This window comes from Aeromonas sp. R5-3, from assembly GCF_040908225.1.
Lineage (GTDB): Bacteria > Pseudomonadota > Gammaproteobacteria > Enterobacterales > Aeromonadaceae > Aeromonas > Aeromonas dhakensis.
The window spans coordinates 16,000-32,281 of sequence record NZ_JBFODH010000021.1 but is presented as its reverse complement, the minus strand read 5'-3'; the positions used below and the strand labels follow the sequence as shown (position 1 = coordinate 32,281).

Here is a 16,282-nt window from a genome sequence, read left to right as displayed (position 1 = left end):
GTCAGCAGGGATCGGCAGAAATGAGTCAGCCTTAACCCAAGCTTTACAAAACCAGCCTGCTATCATAGATTTGCTCGAAATTTCCCCCGTGAGTGTCTGTGTGAACTCCTTGCTCACCCTGCCCCTGCTGCAGCAGATCATCGACCAGCTACCCATGAATATCTTCTGCCGGGATACGGATGGGCGCTACCTGTTTGCCAACCGTGCCTTCACGGAGCAGGCGGGTCTGCCGCTGCCGGCGGATCTCGTCGGCAAGACGGATGCCGACATGCCCTGGGGCGACATCTTTCGGGAAGAGGATCTGCGCCTGCTGGCGGAGGGTAAACCCCTGCTCTATCAGCAGTTGCACTGCAACAACGGCGACGCCACCAGCTGGATGGAGATCCACAAGATCCCGCTCTACGACGAGCAGGGCAAGCCGGTGGCCCTGTTTGGCATGGTCAACGAGATAGATCAGCGCAAGGAGCTGGAGCAGACCTTTCGCCAGCAGCAGCTGCTGCAACGCCGCCTGCTGGACGCCATCCCGGATCCGATCCGGCTGGAAGACCATCAGGGGCTGCTGATCGACTGCAACCAGGCCTTTCTCGACTTCATGGGGATGGCGGCCAGCGAGGCGCTCGGCCAGCGGGTGGCTCACCGCCTCTCCACCGAGCTGCCGATGGGACGGGGTGAATACTGCCTGGTGGATGCCAACGGCCAGGGCCGCCATCTGGAGGTGACCCGGGTCGAGGTACCGGACGACGAGGGCAACTCCCTCGGCATCCTCACCCTGAGCCGCGACATCACCGGGCTGCGCACCACCCAGGCCCAGTTGCAGCAGGAGCAGCACTACGACAGCCTGACCGGCCTGCTCAAGCTCTCCCACTTTCTGCAGACCAGCCGTCACCTCGGCGCTCGCAAGGCGAGCCTGGTGCTGGTCGACCTGCAACACTTTCGCGAGATCAACGACCGCTTCGGCATCCGGGTCGCCGACCGCCTGCTCAGCCAGGTGGCCCGTCGCCTGCAGCAGCTGGCCCCGCCCCAGTCGCTGGTGTGCCGGGTGGCCGCCGACGATTTCGCCATGTTGCTGCCTGAACTGAACGAGCCGCTGGCCAACTGGAGCGCTCGTCTGCAGGGAGCGCTGATGGTCCCCTACCAGGTTGAAGAGCACAGGATCCAGATACCGGTGTTCCTCGGCATCGCCCACGGCAAGGCCAACGACGCCGAACGGCTGCTGAGCCACGCCGAGGCCGCCCTGGCCCAGGGCAAACGCCAGCAGCAGCACTGCACCCTGTTCGACCCCGAACTCGATGCCAAGCTCAAGCGTCGTCAGCTCATCGCGGCCCAGTTGCCGCTCGCCATCAAGTCCGGCCAGCTGACCGCCGTCTACCAGCCCATCATCAGCACCCGCACCAGTCAGCTGCACGGGGCCGAGCTGCTCTGCCGCTGGCCCCATCCCGAGCTCGGCATGATCTCGCCGGACGAGTTCATCCCGCTGGCGGAGGAGCTGGGACTCATCGGCCTGCTCGGCTGCCACATGCTGGAGCAGGGCTGCGCCCAGCTGGCCCGCTGGCAGGCCGATGCGCCGGAGCTGGTGCTCTCCATCAACCTGTCGCCGCTGCAATTTCGCGATCCCGAGCTCTGCCCGCAGATCTTCGCCTGCATCGAACGTCACGGCCTCGCCCCCTGGCAGCTGGAGCTGGAGATCACCGAAGGGGTGCTGATGGAGAACGCCGACGAGATAGAGAGCAACCTGGCCTGCCTGATCGAGGCGGGCTTTCAGCTCGCCATCGACGACTTCGGCACCGGCTACTGCAGTCTGGCCTATCTGCCACGGCTGCAGGTAGCGACCCTCAAGCTAGACAAGAGCTTCACGCAGGAGCTGGTCACCAACCAGGCCACCACCGCCATCGTGCGCTCCGTCATCGGGCTGGGCCACGAGCTCGGCATCAAGATCACCGCCGAAGGGGTGGAGACGCAAGAGCAGCAGGCGTGGCTGGTGCAGGCCGGCTGCGACCGGTTGCAGGGCTACCTGTTCAGCCGCCCGCTGCCCCCCGCCGAGTTTGCCCGTTGCTACCAGCTGCCGCAGGAGTGATGCTCACAACAACAAGGCCACCCGAGGGTGGCTTGTTGTTTCTGCAGACGGTGCGCACCGGCACACTTGACCTGTCGCACTTACTCCTGGAAGTAGGTGCCCCAGCCGTCGTAGTCCACGCCGTATTTTTCGAGGATGGGCAGCATGGTGGCGATGTCCGCCACTATGGTCTCGATGTCCAGCTTGCACTCGACGGTGGCGTCGAAGCAGAAGATGGTGGCGCCATCATCCAGCTCCATCTCTTCGGCATCGGTCACTTCGAAACCGGCCTTGAACAGGTCGACCGCCGCCTTCTCCAGCAGATCGAAATCCTGGCAGGCAAAGTGGTGCTCAATCTCGTACTCCAGATCCGGGTTGCTGCCATCGGCCAGCAACTCGTTGACGATGGCGGTGGTCTCTTCGCGCCACTCTTGCATATCAAGACTCATATTAACCCCAGATGCGACTGTGTTGTTATCAAATGCCAGCGCGGACGGTGCCATCTCGGCCATCTGCCGCCCCGCAGGCCCGGTTGCGGCAAAGCATACTCGCACAGCCCATCCGGCTCAATGCGGCAGACCAAGATAAGCCGTCGTCGGCAGCCACCCCAAATGGGGTGCCATCACAAAAGGTTAATAAAGGGTAATCTGCCGCCAAAACAGGATTGCTCCATATGGAGCTTTGCTCGAATGTGTAAAAACCACGCGACAGCGCCAGCAAGCCGTTTGAAATCAGCAGGATCCACCAGCAGCGCGACGGTGACAAGGCCATCCACGGAGTGTATCAAGGGACGCGGGCAATCCATCGCCCGTACGGAAAGAGGAGCCAGTGAGGCTCCCTTTTTATCATGTGAAGGAGCACATAGATAATGCCTAAAAAAACAATAATGAGCCTGCTTGTCGGCTCAACCCTTATGATTGGAAACCACGCCATGGCCGCCCCGGTCCACGGTCCGTTCGATGCCCCCCTGGCCGATGAGGTGAAGGTGCTGGAGATGCTCAAGAAGAGCGGCCGCATCCCGACCCTGGCCTCCCCCGAGCAGGAGCAGGCGGCCCTCACCAGCTACTATCGCGAGAAGTCGCGGGCCTATCAGGGCAACAGCGGTACCCTGGCGGTGAAAGAGGGCAAGGTGCGCGAGACCATCCTCAAGAAGATCCGCCTCAACGGCACCGCCCGTCCTGGCGATCGGGTGCCCACTCTGCTGCTCAAGTCCATCGAGCGGGAGCACTACCAGGGCAAGATGCGCAAGGACAAGATCCTCGCCATCCTGGTGGACTTCCCCGACTACCCGAAGAACAGCATCCGCCCCGAGCTCACCAAGATGTACTACCCGGATTACACCCCGGAGCACTACAACGACCTGCTGTTCTCGTCCAAGGGCTATGCCGGCCCGAACGGCGAGCAGTTCATCTCCATGCGCCAGTTCTACGAGCAGCAGTCAGGCAAGAGCTACAGCGTGCGCGGCCAGGTGGCGGGCTGGTATACCGCCAGCAAGAACGCCGCCTACTACGGCGCCAACGCTACCCCTAACACCATCCGGGAGCTGGTGAAGGAGGCGCTGATCCAGGTGGCGGGCGACCCCTCCATCGATCTGTCCGAGTTTGACCAGGAGGATCGCTACGATCTCAACGGCAACGGCAACCGGGACGAGCCGGACGGCCTCATCGACCACCTGATGATCTTCCACTCCAGCGTCGGCGAGGAGGCCGGTGGCGGCGATCTCGGCGAAGACGCCATCTGGGCGCACCGCTGGAACCTGGGTGCCCCCTACCCCATCCCGGGCACCAGCAGCCCGAGCCAGAACTTCGGTGGCAAGTTTGCCGCCTACGACTACACCATCCAGCCCATCGATGCGGCGGCCGGGGTCTGTGCCCACGAATATGGCCACGATCTGGGGCTGCCGGACGAGTACGACACCAAGTACACCGGCAAGGGCGAACCGGTGGCGACCTGGTCCATCATGTCCTCAGGCTCCTGGGCCGGGGTCATCGGCGGCACCGAGCCGACCGGGTTCTCCGCCTGGGCCAAGGAGTTCCTGCAGGCCTCCCTCGGCGGCAACTGGCTGCACGGCAGCAATGTGCAGCTCGCCGATCTCAGCCCGCGCGGCAACGTCTACATGCTGGATCAGGCCAACGACAAGGGGCGCAACGACGACGTGGTGCGCATCAACCTGCCGGCCAAGCAGATCCCGCTCAACCCGCCCTACGCCGGCCAGTACGAGTATCACGGCGGCAAGGGCAACAACCTCGACAACCGCATGAGCCTCAAGCTGGATCTGAGCGGCAAACAGAGCGCCAGCCTCAACTTCAAGGCCTGGTATCAAATTGAAGAGGGGTACGACTACGCCAGGGTGCTGGTCAACGGCCAGCCCATCGCGGGCAACCTGACCACCAGTGACGATCCCAACGGGGTCGGCTTCGGGGTTGGCATCACCGGCAACTCCAATGGCTGGACCGATGCCGAGTTCGACCTCACCCCCTGGGCCGGTCAGCAGGTCACTCTGACCCTGCAATACCTGAGCGACGGCGGCGTGGCCGAGAACGGGCTGTTCGTGGACGAGCTGCAGATCCTCGCCGATGGCGACACCCTGCTGAGCGACGGTGCCGAGGGCAACTCCCCCTTCACCCTCGCCGGCTTCGTGAAGAGCGACGGCAACGAGGCCAAGGATCACTACTACCTGGCCGAGTGGCGCAACCATGCGGGAGTGGACAAGGGACTGGCCCACATCAACGTGGCCGACCAGCTGATGCGCTACGAGCCGGGCATGCTGCTCTGGTACGTGGACAACAGCCAGGTCAACAACTGGGTGGGAGTCCACCCGGGTGAGGGCTTCCTCGGGGTGGTGGATGCGGATCAGCGCACCCTCAAGTGGAGCGACGGCGCCGTGGCCGGTACCCGCTACCAGATCCACGACGCCACCTTCAGCCTGGGCTTCCAGCAGCCGCTCAACCTCAAGCACCCGAGCGGCTCCCTGCTGCGCGACTTCTGGATCACCCCGAACCGGGTGTTCAAGGATTCCCGCAGCTACCAGAGCAAGGAGATCCCGGATGCCGGTCGCCTGCTGCCCGAGTACGGGCTCAAGATCAGCGTCACCGGTCAGGCCCGTGACATGAGTACCGGACGGATCATCGTCAGCCGCCACTGAGCACGACAGCCATGACAAGGGGCCCCAGGGCCCCTTTTTTCATCTGCCGACCTGCCGCCCAGGATGAGAACAGGCCAAACCGCACAACAAACACCCTGATTGCTCACTTGTCGAGCGAACGATACGACTATCTGCACCCTGCGGTTGACACATCCGTTCAGAAAGGGTTTAATGCGCGCCGTTGCCCAGATAGCTCAGTCGGTAGAGCAGGGGATTGAAAATCCCCGTGTCGGCGGTTCGATTCCGTCTCTGGGCACCACAATTCCTCCTTAGTTCAGTCGGTAGAACGGCGGACTGTTAATCCGTATGTCACTGGTTCAAGTCCAGTAGGAGGAGCCAAATTTGAAAAGCCCGCTCATCGAGCGGGCTTTTTTCATTCCGGTCAGCTGCCGTTGCAGGTTGCCAGCAGCAGGGTCGCGCCGCAGGTGGCACTGAACAGCAACAAGCCGGTCTGCAGCACACCCTCCGGGTTCACCCGTTTCTCTTTTTTGCGCAATCGTCTCCACCCAGGCTTCATCGCGCCCACCTCATCCTGTTACGACCCCTGCCCCGTCGGCAGGCGAGCCATCTTTGTGCAGCCGGCACGCCACCGTCAACTCCCTTGCCGACAATAAATTCATCACCCTGCGGCCCCCCGTTTTCACTTGGCAACAATGTTAACAATTTGGAAAACCGGCGTGACCCGCTCCTGCGCCAGGGCTATGATGAGGCCGACGATTTTCCTACCCTCAGGGAGACCCCAGATGAGCAGCCCGTTGCGTTACGTGCTGGACGGCATCCATTGCGAGCCCCGCTTCTTCACCGTGCCCCTCGACCACCAGCGACCGGATGAGGAGGAGACCCTCACCCTGTTCGGCCGCACCCTCTGCCGCAAAGACAAGCTGCACGACGATCTGCCCTGGCTGCTGTTCCTGCAGGGTGGACCCGGCTTTGGTGCCCCGCGCCCGACCGCCGCCAGCGGCTGGATAAAGCGGGCCCTGCAGGAGTTTCGGGTGCTGCTGCTCGATCAGCGCGGCACCGGTCACTCCAGCCCCATCAGCGCCAAGGCGCTGGCCCAGCTCACTGGCCGGCAACAGGCGGAGTATCTCGGCCATTTTCGCGCCGACAGCATAGTGCGCGACGCCGAGTACGTTCGCGAAGTGCTGAGCCCGGGTCGCCCCTGGAGCCTGCTCGGCCAGAGCTTCGGCGGCTTTTGCAGCCTCACCTACCTCTCCCTGTTCCCCGACAGCCTGCACGAGGTCTACCTCACCGGCGGGGTGGCCCCCATCGGTCGCAGCGCAGACGAGGTCTACCGCGCCACCTACCAGCGGGTGGCAGACAAGAACCGCGCCTTCTTCGCCCGCTTCCCCCATGCCCAGGCCATCGCCAACCGGCTGGCCAACCACCTGCACAGTCACGAGGTGCGCCTGCCCAACGGCCAGCGCCTGACGGTGGAGCAGTTGCAGCAGCAGGGGCTGGATCTGGGTGCCAGCGGCGCCTTCGAGGAGCTCTACTACCTGCTGGAGGACGCCTTCATCGGCGAGCGGCTCAACCCCGCCTTCCTCTATCAGCTGCAGGCGATGCAGCCGTTCAACACCAACCCGGTGTTCGCCATCCTGCACGAGTCCATCTATTGCGAAGGGAGCGCCAGCAACTGGGCGGCCGAGCGGGTCAGGGGCGAGTTCCCGGCCCTGGCCTGGACGCCGGGCAAGGATTTCGCCTTCACCGGCGAGATGATCTTCCCCTGGATGTTCGAGCAGTTCCGCGAGCTCATCCCGCTGAAGGAGGCCGCTCACCTGCTGGCCCAGAAGGCGGACTGGGGCCCCCTCTACGACCCGGCGCAGCTGGCCCGCAACCGAGTGCCGGTGGCCTGCGCCGTCTATGCCGAGGACATGTACGTGGAGTTCGACTACAGCCGCGACACCCTCAAGGGGCTTGGCAACAGCCGCGCCTGGATCACCAACGAGTACGAGCACAACGGCCTGCGGGTCGATGGCGAGCAGATCCTGGACCGGCTCATCCGCATGAATCGGGATCGCTGATCCCGCCGGGCTCGCGCCCGCAGCAAGACGACAATATCGAGGGCGGCCCATGAGCCGCCCCGCCCCCTGGAAGCAGCACAAAATAATAAGGACACCCATTGGATCATCCAGAAATATCGGCCGGCTGGCTGAGCCGCCTCTTCTATCACTGGACCGGCCCGTTGCAGCGCAAGGGGCTGACCGAGCCCCAGGTCAACCTCGACGATCTCTATCCCCTGTTGCCGGAAGACAGGCGCGATGGCCGCGCCGACGCCTTCCTCGCGCTCACCGCCGCCCAGCCGGTGCGCCCCTGGCCCATCACCGCCTTTATCTGGCGCCAGTATCGCGGCCGCATCGGCCTGCTTACCCTGCTGCAGCTGCTCGGCATGCTGGCCACCCTGGCCAGCCCCTGGCTGCTCAACCACAGCATGACCCAACTCGGTGCCGGCGCCCCCACCGAGCAGAAATTGCTGCTGGCGTTCGCCCTGTTTGCCTCGGTGCTCGCCTCCGGCATGCTGGCGGAGCACTCGCTGCAGCTGGCGCTCAAGATGCACGTGCCCATCCGCCGCCTGCTGGCCGAGTCCCTGCTCGCCAAGGTGATGAAGCTGGGTGGCAAGAGCTTCGACGACCGGGCCGGTGGCCGAGTGCAGAACCTGATCAACCGGGACGTGTGGGACATTACCTGGATTCTTGCGGACCCCGCCATGCCGCTCACCATGCTGTTACAACTGCTCGGCACCATAGCCCTGCTGGTGTGGCAGGTGGGCAGCGCCGGCCTGGTCGGCTTCGCCGTGCTCACCCTGCTGTTGCTCATCTCCACCCGGGTGGTGCGCCGCATGAACCAGCAGGAGCAGCAACTCAAGCGCCAGCAGGACGAGCGCAACGGCATCCTGGCGGAGTACATCAAGAAGCTGCGGCTGGTGCGCCAGAACGGGCTCGGCGCCTTCTTCACCCGGGCGGCCGGCCACAAGCGCCAGCAGGAGCTGGGGGTGCTCGGCCGAGTGCTCAAGCTCGATGCCATCAACGAGAGCCTGATGCTGAGCACCCCGCTGCTGGTGACCCTGGCCACCTTCACCACCTATCTGGTGTCGGGCAGGGAGCTCACCCTGCCCCAAGTGTTCACCACCATCGCCCTGTTCACCGTGCTGCGCATCCCCATGATGCGGCTGCCCTATCTCATCCGCACCTTGATCAACTTCAACACCGGCTTCAACCGGCTGTGCGAGTTCCTCAACAGCCCCGAGCAGCATCGGGATCTCACCGACTCAAGCTTGCCGGTGGGCGGCCTGCGGCTCGACAACGTCACCGCCTTGCACCAGCAAAAAACCGTGCTGCAGGGAGCCAACCTGTTTATCCAGCCGGGGGAACTGGTGGGGATCACCGGCGCCACCGGGGCGGGCAAGAGCTGCCTGCTGCACCTGGTCGCCGGCTTTGACGACAGCTTCGAGGGCAGCATCCGCCGCCACGGCCGGGTCGCCCATCTGGGCCACAAACCCTGGCTGATGAACGACACCATCCGCAACAACATCCTGTTCGGCCAGCCCTGGCACGCCGAGCGCTATCGATGGGTGCTGGGAGCCAGTGCGCTGGGCGCCGACCTCGATCTGCTCAGCCACGGCGATCAGACCCTGGTGGGCGAGCTCGGCACCCGCCTCTCCGGCGGCCAGCAGCAGCGGGTCGCCCTGGCCCGCGCCCTCTACGCCCGGGCCGACATCCTGCTGCTGGACAACCCCCTCTCGGCGCTCGACCCCATCGTCTCGGCCCAGGTGCTGGAGCGGGGGCTCGCCTTCAAGCCGGGGCCGACCCGGCTCCTGGTCAGCCACGACCCGGACGTGCTGGCCCACTGCGATCGGGTGATCCGCATCGAGCAGGGCGAACTGGTGGAGCTCGATGCCCACCAGCTGGCGGATCTCATCCAGCATCCCCAGCCCGTCCCGCCGGTGCCGCCCCAGGAGGCGGAGCAGTTCAATGAAGAGAAGGTGGTGGAAGGCAAGGTGGACTGGGGGCTGTTCGGTTTCATGTGGCAGCGCTTGGCCGCCCCCGGCGCCATCCTGCTCGCCCTGCTGCTCACCCTGGGTCAGGAGGGGCTGCGCATCGCCTCGGATCTCTGGCTCGGCGGCAAAGCCGGGGTGACCGAGGTGAGCGAGCTGCTCGGCATCTATGTGCTGCTGGGAGCGGGCTCCCTCACCTGCATCATGGTGGTGCGGGTCATCAACTATAAACTCGGCCTCAAGCTGGCCTGGACCCTGTTTGACGGCATGCTGGGGCGCATCAGCCGCGCCCCCATGGCCTTCTTCGACAAGGTGCCGCAGGGGCGTATCCTCAACCGCTTCGATCGAGATCTGGGGGAAGCTCAGGAGATCCTGCTGTCGATGCTGATGGGGTTGTTCGGCATGCTGGTGTCGGTGGCGCTGCAGGTGGTGGTGATCGGCGTCAACATGCCGCTGTTGCTGCTCATCGCCCCCCTGGTGGGCTGGGCCCTCTACGTGCTGCAGCGCCGCTACCGGGCGGTGCAGCTCAAGCTGCGGCGGCAGGCGTCGGTGCTGCGTTCGCCGCTCTACATCAGCATCAGCGAGACCATCCGTGGCGCCCCCGCCCTGCGCCTGGCCGGGGCCGAGCGCTTCGCGCTGGATCAGGTGCTGCTGCACTATGACAACAACCTGCGCAGCTGGTACACCACCACCTCCATCAACCGCTGGCTCGGCATGCACCAGACCCTGCTCTCCGCCGCCCTGGTGGGCGCCGTGGCGCTGATGGTGGCCTTTGGCAACAGCTCGCTGCTGGGGGCCGTGGCCATCACCTATGCCTTTACCGCTTCCGCCATGCTCAACTCCCTCATCCGCACCTTCGCCGAGGTGGAGCAGGTGATGAACGCGGTGGAACGGGTGCGTGAATACAGCGAAATAGAGAGCGAGCGCCAGGAGGGGGAGGCCCTCGCCACCGCTCACCCCAAGGTGCGCTTCGACAACCTGGGGCTGCGCTACCCCCAGGCCAGCCAGTGGGCGCTGCACAAGGTCAACTTCGAGCTGGCCCCCGGCGAGAAGGTGGGCGTGTGCGGCCGTACCGGCGCCGGCAAGAGCTCGCTGCTGGGGGTGCTGCAGGCCATGTATCCCGCCACCCAGGGGGAGATCTACTACGGCGAGCAGCCGCTGTCCCGGCTGGCACCGGAAGCGGTGCGCGATCTCTACGACACCGTCTCCCAGATCCCGCTCACCTTCTTCGGAACCCTGCGGGCCAACCTGGCGCCCCTGACCGAGCATGACGACGCGGCACTGGAGCAGGCACTGGCCCGGGTGGGGCTGGCCGAGCGCTGCGCCGGCCGGCTGGACGAGGAGCTCGACAAACTGCAGCTCTCCGCCGGCGAGACCCAGCTGCTGGTGATCGCCCGCATCCTGCTGTCGCGCCGCCCGCTCATCGTGCTGGACGAGGCCACCTCGGATCTCGACCACGGCGGCATGCGCAAGATGGCGGAGCTGCTCTATCGCTACCGGCCGGAGGCCAGCTACCTGGTGATCGCTCACCATCTGGAGCCGCTGCTGTCGGTGGACAAGGTGGTGGTGATGGAGGCCGGCACAGTAGTGGAGCAGGGCTCGCCGGTGAGTCTGCTGGCCAACTCCCACTCCCGTTTCCACCAGCTGTTCGTGGGTCAGGTGAACCGCCAGGTGCCCCAGACGGCGTGAGCACCAAAAATGACAAGGGCTGCCCGCAGGCAGCCCTTGTTGCTTGAGGAGAGCCTCAACGCTCCATGATCTGGGTGACGTCATCCTTCTTGATCATCACCTCCCGCCCCTCGGTGTCGTAGTAACGGTACATGCCGGTACTCTCATCCAGCTTGGGTTTGCTGTCGGTGGTGATCATCTTGCCATCCTTGGTGCTCATGATGTATTGCGAGCTGCACCCCGCCAACGCCAGGGCACACACCAGGATCATCATCAGTTGCTTCATCGCCTGTTTCGCCTCCCGCTTCACCCTCACCACGAGGGTGGTGACTGAAGCCTAGCTCAACCAGATGAGCCCGTTTGCCACCCTTGCCGCAACGGGATCAACATCAAGAATCAGCTACTTGCGCCCACCCGGTTTGCTACTGCCACCGCCTCCGGTACCGGACCCGCAGCCAAGTGCCAGCTTGTCAGCGGCCGCCTTCGCCTGCACCAGACCGTAGCCGAAGCTATTGTCGCGCCCCAGGGCACCCAGATCCTGGGCGCTGCTGCGCAGGGTCTGGCGCAGCTGATCGTTGCTGCACTCCAGTCGCTGCGACCAGACCAGGGCGGCGACCCCGACCACGTGCGGCGTCGCCATCGAGGTGCCGCTGTAGTAGGCGTACCCGGTCGGCACTGTGGAGAGCACAGAGACACCGGGGGCGGCCAGCTCCACCTGATCGTTGCGCTGGGAGAAATAGGCCAGCTGCTTGTTGGCATCGATGGCGGCCACGCTCACCACGCTGCTGTAGGAGGCCGGATAGGACTTGCTGGTGTTGCCCGCATTGCCCGCCGCCGCCACGCTCAACACGTTCTGGCTGTAGGCCTGGTTGAAGGCTCTCTCTTCGGTCTTGCTGGGCACGCTGCCCCCCAGGCTCATGTTGATGACCATGCGGGTGAAGCCGCGGCTGCTCATCCCCTGCTTGCAGGCATTGAGCGCCCCCACCAGGTTGGAGGAGTAGGCCCAGCCGTTGGCCCCGAACACCTTGACGATCTGCAGCGGCACGCTCTGGTTTGGCAACACCCCGAGCACTCCCTGATCGTTACCCCCCACGGCGGCTATGGTGCCCGCCACATGGGTGCCATGGCTGTTCTCGTCGCTGTCCCAGTTGCCGGTACCGGCATCGTCATAGCCCTGCACCTGGGGTCCGTGGGGCAAGTCCGGGTGGCCGCCGCTGTAGCCCGAGTCGATGATGCACACCAGCACTTCGCCGGCAGCGGCATCGCTCAGTTGCGGCGCCTGCACCATGGGAATGCCGTAGGGCAGGGTCTCGGCGCTGACATAGCGCTTGGCATCCGGCTCAACCCAGAGCACGTTGGGATTGTGCGCCAGCGCCGTGGCTGCCGCCGACGGCAACCAGAGCGCCAGGGCATTTTGCTCCTTCAGCACCAGGGCCAGCTCGCCACCCATCCCCTGGCTCTGGGCCAGTACGGCCGCCTCCGCCCCCGGCTTGAGCTGCACCAGATAACGCGCCCGCTCGGCGGCCATCGCCCCCTGTCCCAGCACGCCCGCGACCAGCAGGCCTATCCATATCCGTTTCATCAGTCACTCCTCACGTCGATCTGATATCCCTTCGCAAAAAGTGTAGTGTCCCCTCGCCCGTGCTACGAATGCGGCAACAAAAAGGCCGGACATGAGTCCGGCCTGCTCTGGATTATCAATTACTTGGCTGGCTTGCGCTCGCCGGTAACCGTGGGGTTCTTGGGATCGGCACTCCACTCGTACCAGCCGCCGTCATAGACGCTGATCCGTTTCCAGTCCATCAGCCAGGCGTAGAAGAACGCCTCGGAGGCGCGCCAGCCGGTACCGCAGTAGAAGGCGGCCTGCTGGGTCGGCTCTATGTTCCACTCATCCCACATGGCGAGGATCTCGCGAGCCGGCTTCATGGTGCCGTCCGGGTTGTGGAAGTCGCTCATGCTGTTGGCATCCACCCCACCACGACCCCACTTGGCGCCCGGAATGTCGCCCTTCGGCTTGATGTAGCTGTAGCCGGAGGTGTTGCCGACGAACTCGTCCCAGGTGCGCACGCTGACCAGGGCGCCGTCGGGCTGCTTGAGCAGCTCCTTGGCCTGACTCAGGGTGGTGTAGTACTCGGGATGAGCCGGGATGGCGACGCCAAACTCCTTGGCTGGCTTGAAGGTGTTGGCCAGCCCGGTCTCGGTGCGCAGATGCTGCACGAACCAGGCATCCAGGCCGCCGTCCAGCAGCCGCACGTCCTCGACGCCCGCATACATCATCAGGTGGGCCGCGCGGGCCGCCGCCATGGTGTTGCGACCGTAGAGGATGACGGTGGTGTCGTGGCGGATGCCGTTCTCCAGCAGCAGCTTCTTGAGCGCCTCGTCAGAGACCTTGTTCCACAGCGGCTCCTCTTCCAGCCGGTTGGTGTCGATGTAGCCGGCCCCCGGTATGTGACTCAGCAGATAGGCCTTGGGTGAACCCCACGCCACCTCGAACAGCTTCCAGTCGCCCTTGGGCGCAGCCACCACCGGCTTGCCCTCCTGCAGGTCCGCCAGCCAGCGCGGATGGACCAGCTGCTGCCAGCGGGCCAGATGCTCGCGCGGCGCACTTTTCCAGCCCTGTAGCTCGAACAGCTGCTTGATGCCCTGCTGGCGCAGCAGGCGGGCCACTTCGGCCACCTCGCGCGGCGCACCGTAGAGCGCCACCGGCCGATCGGCCTGCAGCCCCTTGGTCGCCAGCGCGGCCGGCCACTCGGCATCGCTGTACTTCCAGTCGGCGGAGAGGTTCTCGGCACCGGCCACGTGGCCGCCCTGCTGCTCGCCCTCCATGGGCCAGCCCTGGTAGAAGTAGCTGGCGCGGGTATCCAGAATGACCGCCGCCTTGGCCTTGGCGTCAGCCAGCGAGAGCGGTGGCAGCTCGGCTGCCAGGGTCGGCAGGGCATGCCAGAGCAACAAGGTCGCCAGGGTGGCCCGTAACAAGCTCATTATTCGTTTCATGGTGATCTCTCGATTCAGAGTGACAAGGTTAAAAAATGGAGCGGCCCAGACGCTCGGCCAGCAGTTCCAGCGCGGCCGTGCCCGCCAGCGAGTTGCCCGCCTTGTTGAGCTCGGGCGACCAGACACAGACGCACAACTCCCCCGGGATGAGGGCGATGATGCCGCCACCGACCCCCGACTTGCCCGGCATGCCGACCCGATAGGCGAAATCCCCCGCCTCGTCATAGAGGCCGCAAGTGGCGAGCAGGGCATTGACCTGCTTGGTGGTGCGGGCCGGCAGCAGCGGGGAGCTTTCTCCAAGCGGCACGCCGCGGTTGGCCAGATAGATGAAGGCCCGCGCCAGATCGACGCAACTCATGCGGATGGCACAGGCATTGAAGTAGCTCTGCAGCACCTTGTCCACTTCGTTCTCGAAGTTGCCATAGGCCTTCATCAGATAGGCGATGGCAGCGTTGCGGGCAGAGTGCTGATATTCGGAGCGCGCCACTACCTGATCCGCCATGATGGCCGGGTTGCCCGAGAGGCGGCGGACCAGCTCCAGGGTGCGCTGACGCGGGGCGGTGAGGCGGGTCTCCAGCAGATCGCTCACCACCAGGGCACCGGCGTTGATAAAGGGGTTGCGGGGAATGCCCTGCTCGAACTCAAGCTGCACCAGGGAGTTGAAGGGCTGGCCAGAGGGTTCCTTGCCAACCCGGGCCCAGATCTCCTCCTCCTGATAGAGGGTGAGCGCCAGGGTCAGGCTCAAGGCCTTGGAGATACTCTGGATGGAGAAGGGCTCGAAGGCGTCACCTGCGGTGAACAGCTCCCCTTCGACGGTACAGACGGCGATCCCGAGCCGATCGGCCGGCACCTGGGCCAGTGCGGGAATATAGTCGGCCACCTTGCCCTGTCCGAGCAGCGGGCGCACCTCATCCAGGATGCTGGCCAGTAATTCGGATGACAACACCATAAGCGATTCCATAACTAACGTGGAGATCCCATCACCACCGACAAAAATCCCGCCAGCGGCGGGACTTGTCTATCTGCTGTCGCAGGCTGTCGAACCGGGGCGCCTGCCACAGCCGGCCTGATATCAGGCGGGTTCGCCGTACCAGAGGTCGAACAGCTCGGAAACCACCACGGCTTCCATCCCCTTGCCTTCCAGCCAGGTTTTGACGGCGGCGCGGTCTTCTTCGCTGCATTTGCCCAGCTGCTGGGTGCAGATCATCCCTTCCCAGGCCAGGTGACCAGAGCCGGCGAAGGCCAGTTTGCGGGGTTCGATCACTTCATCGATCATCGCATCGACTACGGCATCGATGGTCTCTTCGGCAGTGCCGACCGGGAAGTTGAAACTGATGTCGAAGCCCATTTCCTGGAATTCATCGACGCGCAGTTTCTTGCGCAGGCGGCGGCTACGATTGGCCATGATAGCTCCTTCAGTTAGTTGACACGTTTGAAAATCAGATCCCACACCCCGTGACCGAGACGGTGGCCACGTTGTTCGAATTTGGTCAGCGGACGCCAGTCCGGACGCGCCACCCAGTTGCCGGTGGCGGAGGTGTTTTCGTACCCCTCGGCGGCGCTCATCACTTCCAGCATGTGCTCAGCGTAGTTTTCCCAGTCGGTGGCCATGTGGAACACGCCACCGATGGCCAGTTTCTGGCGAATGTCCTGGGCAAAAGCTGGCTGGACGATGCGGCGCTTGTGGTGGCGGCTCTTGTGCCAGGGGTCCGGGAAGAACAGCTGCAGGCAGGCGAGCGAGCCGTTCGGGATCATGTGCTCCAGCACCTCGACCGCGTCGTGGCAGATGACACGCAGATTGGTGACCCCCGCTTCCTGGGCTGTGCCCAGGCAAGCACCGACACCCGGTGAGTGCACCTCGATACCGATGAAGTTCTTCTCGGGGGCATTCTTGGCCATCTCCACCAGGGAGGCGCCCATGCCAAAGCCGATCTCCAGCACCACCGGGGCCTCGCGGCCAAACAGGGCAACCAGATCGAGCGGCTCCGGTGCGAAATCGATGCCCATGACCGGCCACAGCTCCTCCAGAGCCTTCTCCTGCCCTTTGGTCAGGCGGCCTTCGCGACGGACAAAGCTGCGGATCTTGCGCATGAACTTGCCGTCTTCGTTAAATACATCTTGGGTCACAGGCATAATCAAATTGCTCGTTTATTGCATCGGTCTGGGTCACAGACGACATAAATGGATTGCTAGCTATCTCGTCGTGCTGGTCACAGACGACCGAGATGAATTGCTCGTTGTTTCATCGCTCCACCTCGCCGATGAACGCGAAATTGTTCGTCATTTCATCGCTTGGCGAAACAGGGTAGCGAATTATCCCAAGATAGGCACAAGGCGCAAGTGTTTCACGCAACAAATCCCCCGACACAGACCAATTCCGCCACCGCGATTGACAAATGCCACCCCGTTCACAGAATCTGCCGGGGCTCGG

Annotated in this window: 11 protein-coding genes and 2 tRNA genes; 6 read left to right on the top strand and 7 right to left on the bottom strand. The window is 64.2% G+C overall.

Annotation, left to right across the window (positions count from 1 at the left end):
* Positions 1-100: 100 nt before the first annotated feature.
* The gene (locus tag AB5Y95_RS11965) at positions 101-2,074 is read left to right on the top strand and encodes a bifunctional diguanylate cyclase/phosphodiesterase (protein WP_124249685.1); all 1,974 of its coding nucleotides are present in this window, start codon (positions 101-103) and stop codon (positions 2,072-2,074) included.
* Between the two features lie 80 nt (positions 2,075-2,154).
* Here AB5Y95_RS11965 and rraB read toward each other — a convergent pair whose 3' ends face one another.
* Entirely contained in the window at positions 2,155-2,502 is a 348-nt protein-coding gene (gene rraB / locus AB5Y95_RS11960; RefSeq protein WP_080628938.1) for a ribonuclease E inhibitor RraB, read from the bottom strand.
* 419 nt (positions 2,503-2,921) lie between these two features.
* On the opposite strand from rraB, the gene AB5Y95_RS11955 reads away from it, so the two are divergent.
* From AB5Y95_RS11955 to AB5Y95_RS11935, 5 genes are all read left to right on the top strand, one after another.
* Complete coding sequence (locus AB5Y95_RS11955) at positions 2,922-5,198, top strand: immune inhibitor A domain-containing protein (protein ID WP_216973341.1); 2,277 nt, start codon at positions 2,922-2,924, stop codon at positions 5,196-5,198.
* Between the two features lie 183 nt (positions 5,199-5,381).
* A tRNA-Phe gene (locus AB5Y95_RS11950) sits at positions 5,382-5,457 on the top strand.
* A 4-nt stretch (positions 5,458-5,461) separates the two neighbouring features.
* Positions 5,462-5,537, top strand: a tRNA-Asn gene (locus AB5Y95_RS11945).
* Between the two features lie 404 nt (positions 5,538-5,941).
* Positions 5,942-7,219, top strand: a complete 1,278-nt coding sequence (locus AB5Y95_RS11940) for an alpha/beta hydrolase (protein ID WP_368161170.1) — start codon at positions 5,942-5,944, stop codon at positions 7,217-7,219.
* A gap of 98 nt (positions 7,220-7,317) precedes the next feature.
* Complete coding sequence (locus AB5Y95_RS11935; protein ID WP_368161168.1) at positions 7,318-10,878, top strand: ATP-binding cassette domain-containing protein; 3,561 nt, start codon at positions 7,318-7,320, stop codon at positions 10,876-10,878.
* Positions 10,879-10,933: 55 nt separating this feature from the next.
* Here AB5Y95_RS11935 and AB5Y95_RS11930 read toward each other — a convergent pair whose 3' ends face one another.
* The 6 genes from AB5Y95_RS11930 to trmB form a co-directional block, all read right to left on the bottom strand.
* Positions 10,934-11,143, bottom strand: a complete 210-nt coding sequence (locus AB5Y95_RS11930; RefSeq protein WP_010632998.1) for a YgdI/YgdR family lipoprotein — start codon at positions 11,141-11,143, stop codon at positions 10,934-10,936.
* Between the two features lie 114 nt (positions 11,144-11,257).
* Positions 11,258-12,439, bottom strand: a complete 1,182-nt coding sequence (locus AB5Y95_RS11925; protein WP_368161166.1) for a S8 family peptidase — start codon at positions 12,437-12,439, stop codon at positions 11,258-11,260.
* Positions 12,440-12,558: 119 nt separating this feature from the next.
* On the bottom strand, positions 12,559-13,851 hold the full coding sequence (locus AB5Y95_RS11920; RefSeq protein WP_124250913.1) for a sulfurtransferase: 1,293 nt from the start codon (positions 13,849-13,851) through the stop codon (positions 12,559-12,561).
* Positions 13,852-13,879: 28 nt separating this feature from the next.
* Positions 13,880-14,800 carry a glutaminase B gene (gene glsB / locus AB5Y95_RS11915; protein WP_026142053.1) on the bottom strand — a complete coding sequence of 307 codons (921 nt, stop codon included), beginning with the start codon at positions 14,798-14,800 and terminating at the stop codon, positions 13,880-13,882.
* A 123-nt stretch (positions 14,801-14,923) separates the two neighbouring features.
* The gene (locus AB5Y95_RS11910) at positions 14,924-15,256 is read right to left on the bottom strand and encodes a YggL family protein (protein ID WP_005297793.1); all 333 of its coding nucleotides are present in this window, start codon (positions 15,254-15,256) and stop codon (positions 14,924-14,926) included.
* 14 nt (positions 15,257-15,270) lie between these two features.
* A complete protein-coding gene (gene trmB, locus AB5Y95_RS11905; protein ID WP_010632994.1) occupies positions 15,271-15,984 on the bottom strand; it encodes a tRNA (guanosine(46)-N7)-methyltransferase TrmB in 714 nt (237 codons plus the stop codon).
* Between the last annotated feature and the right edge of the window lie 298 nt (positions 15,985-16,282).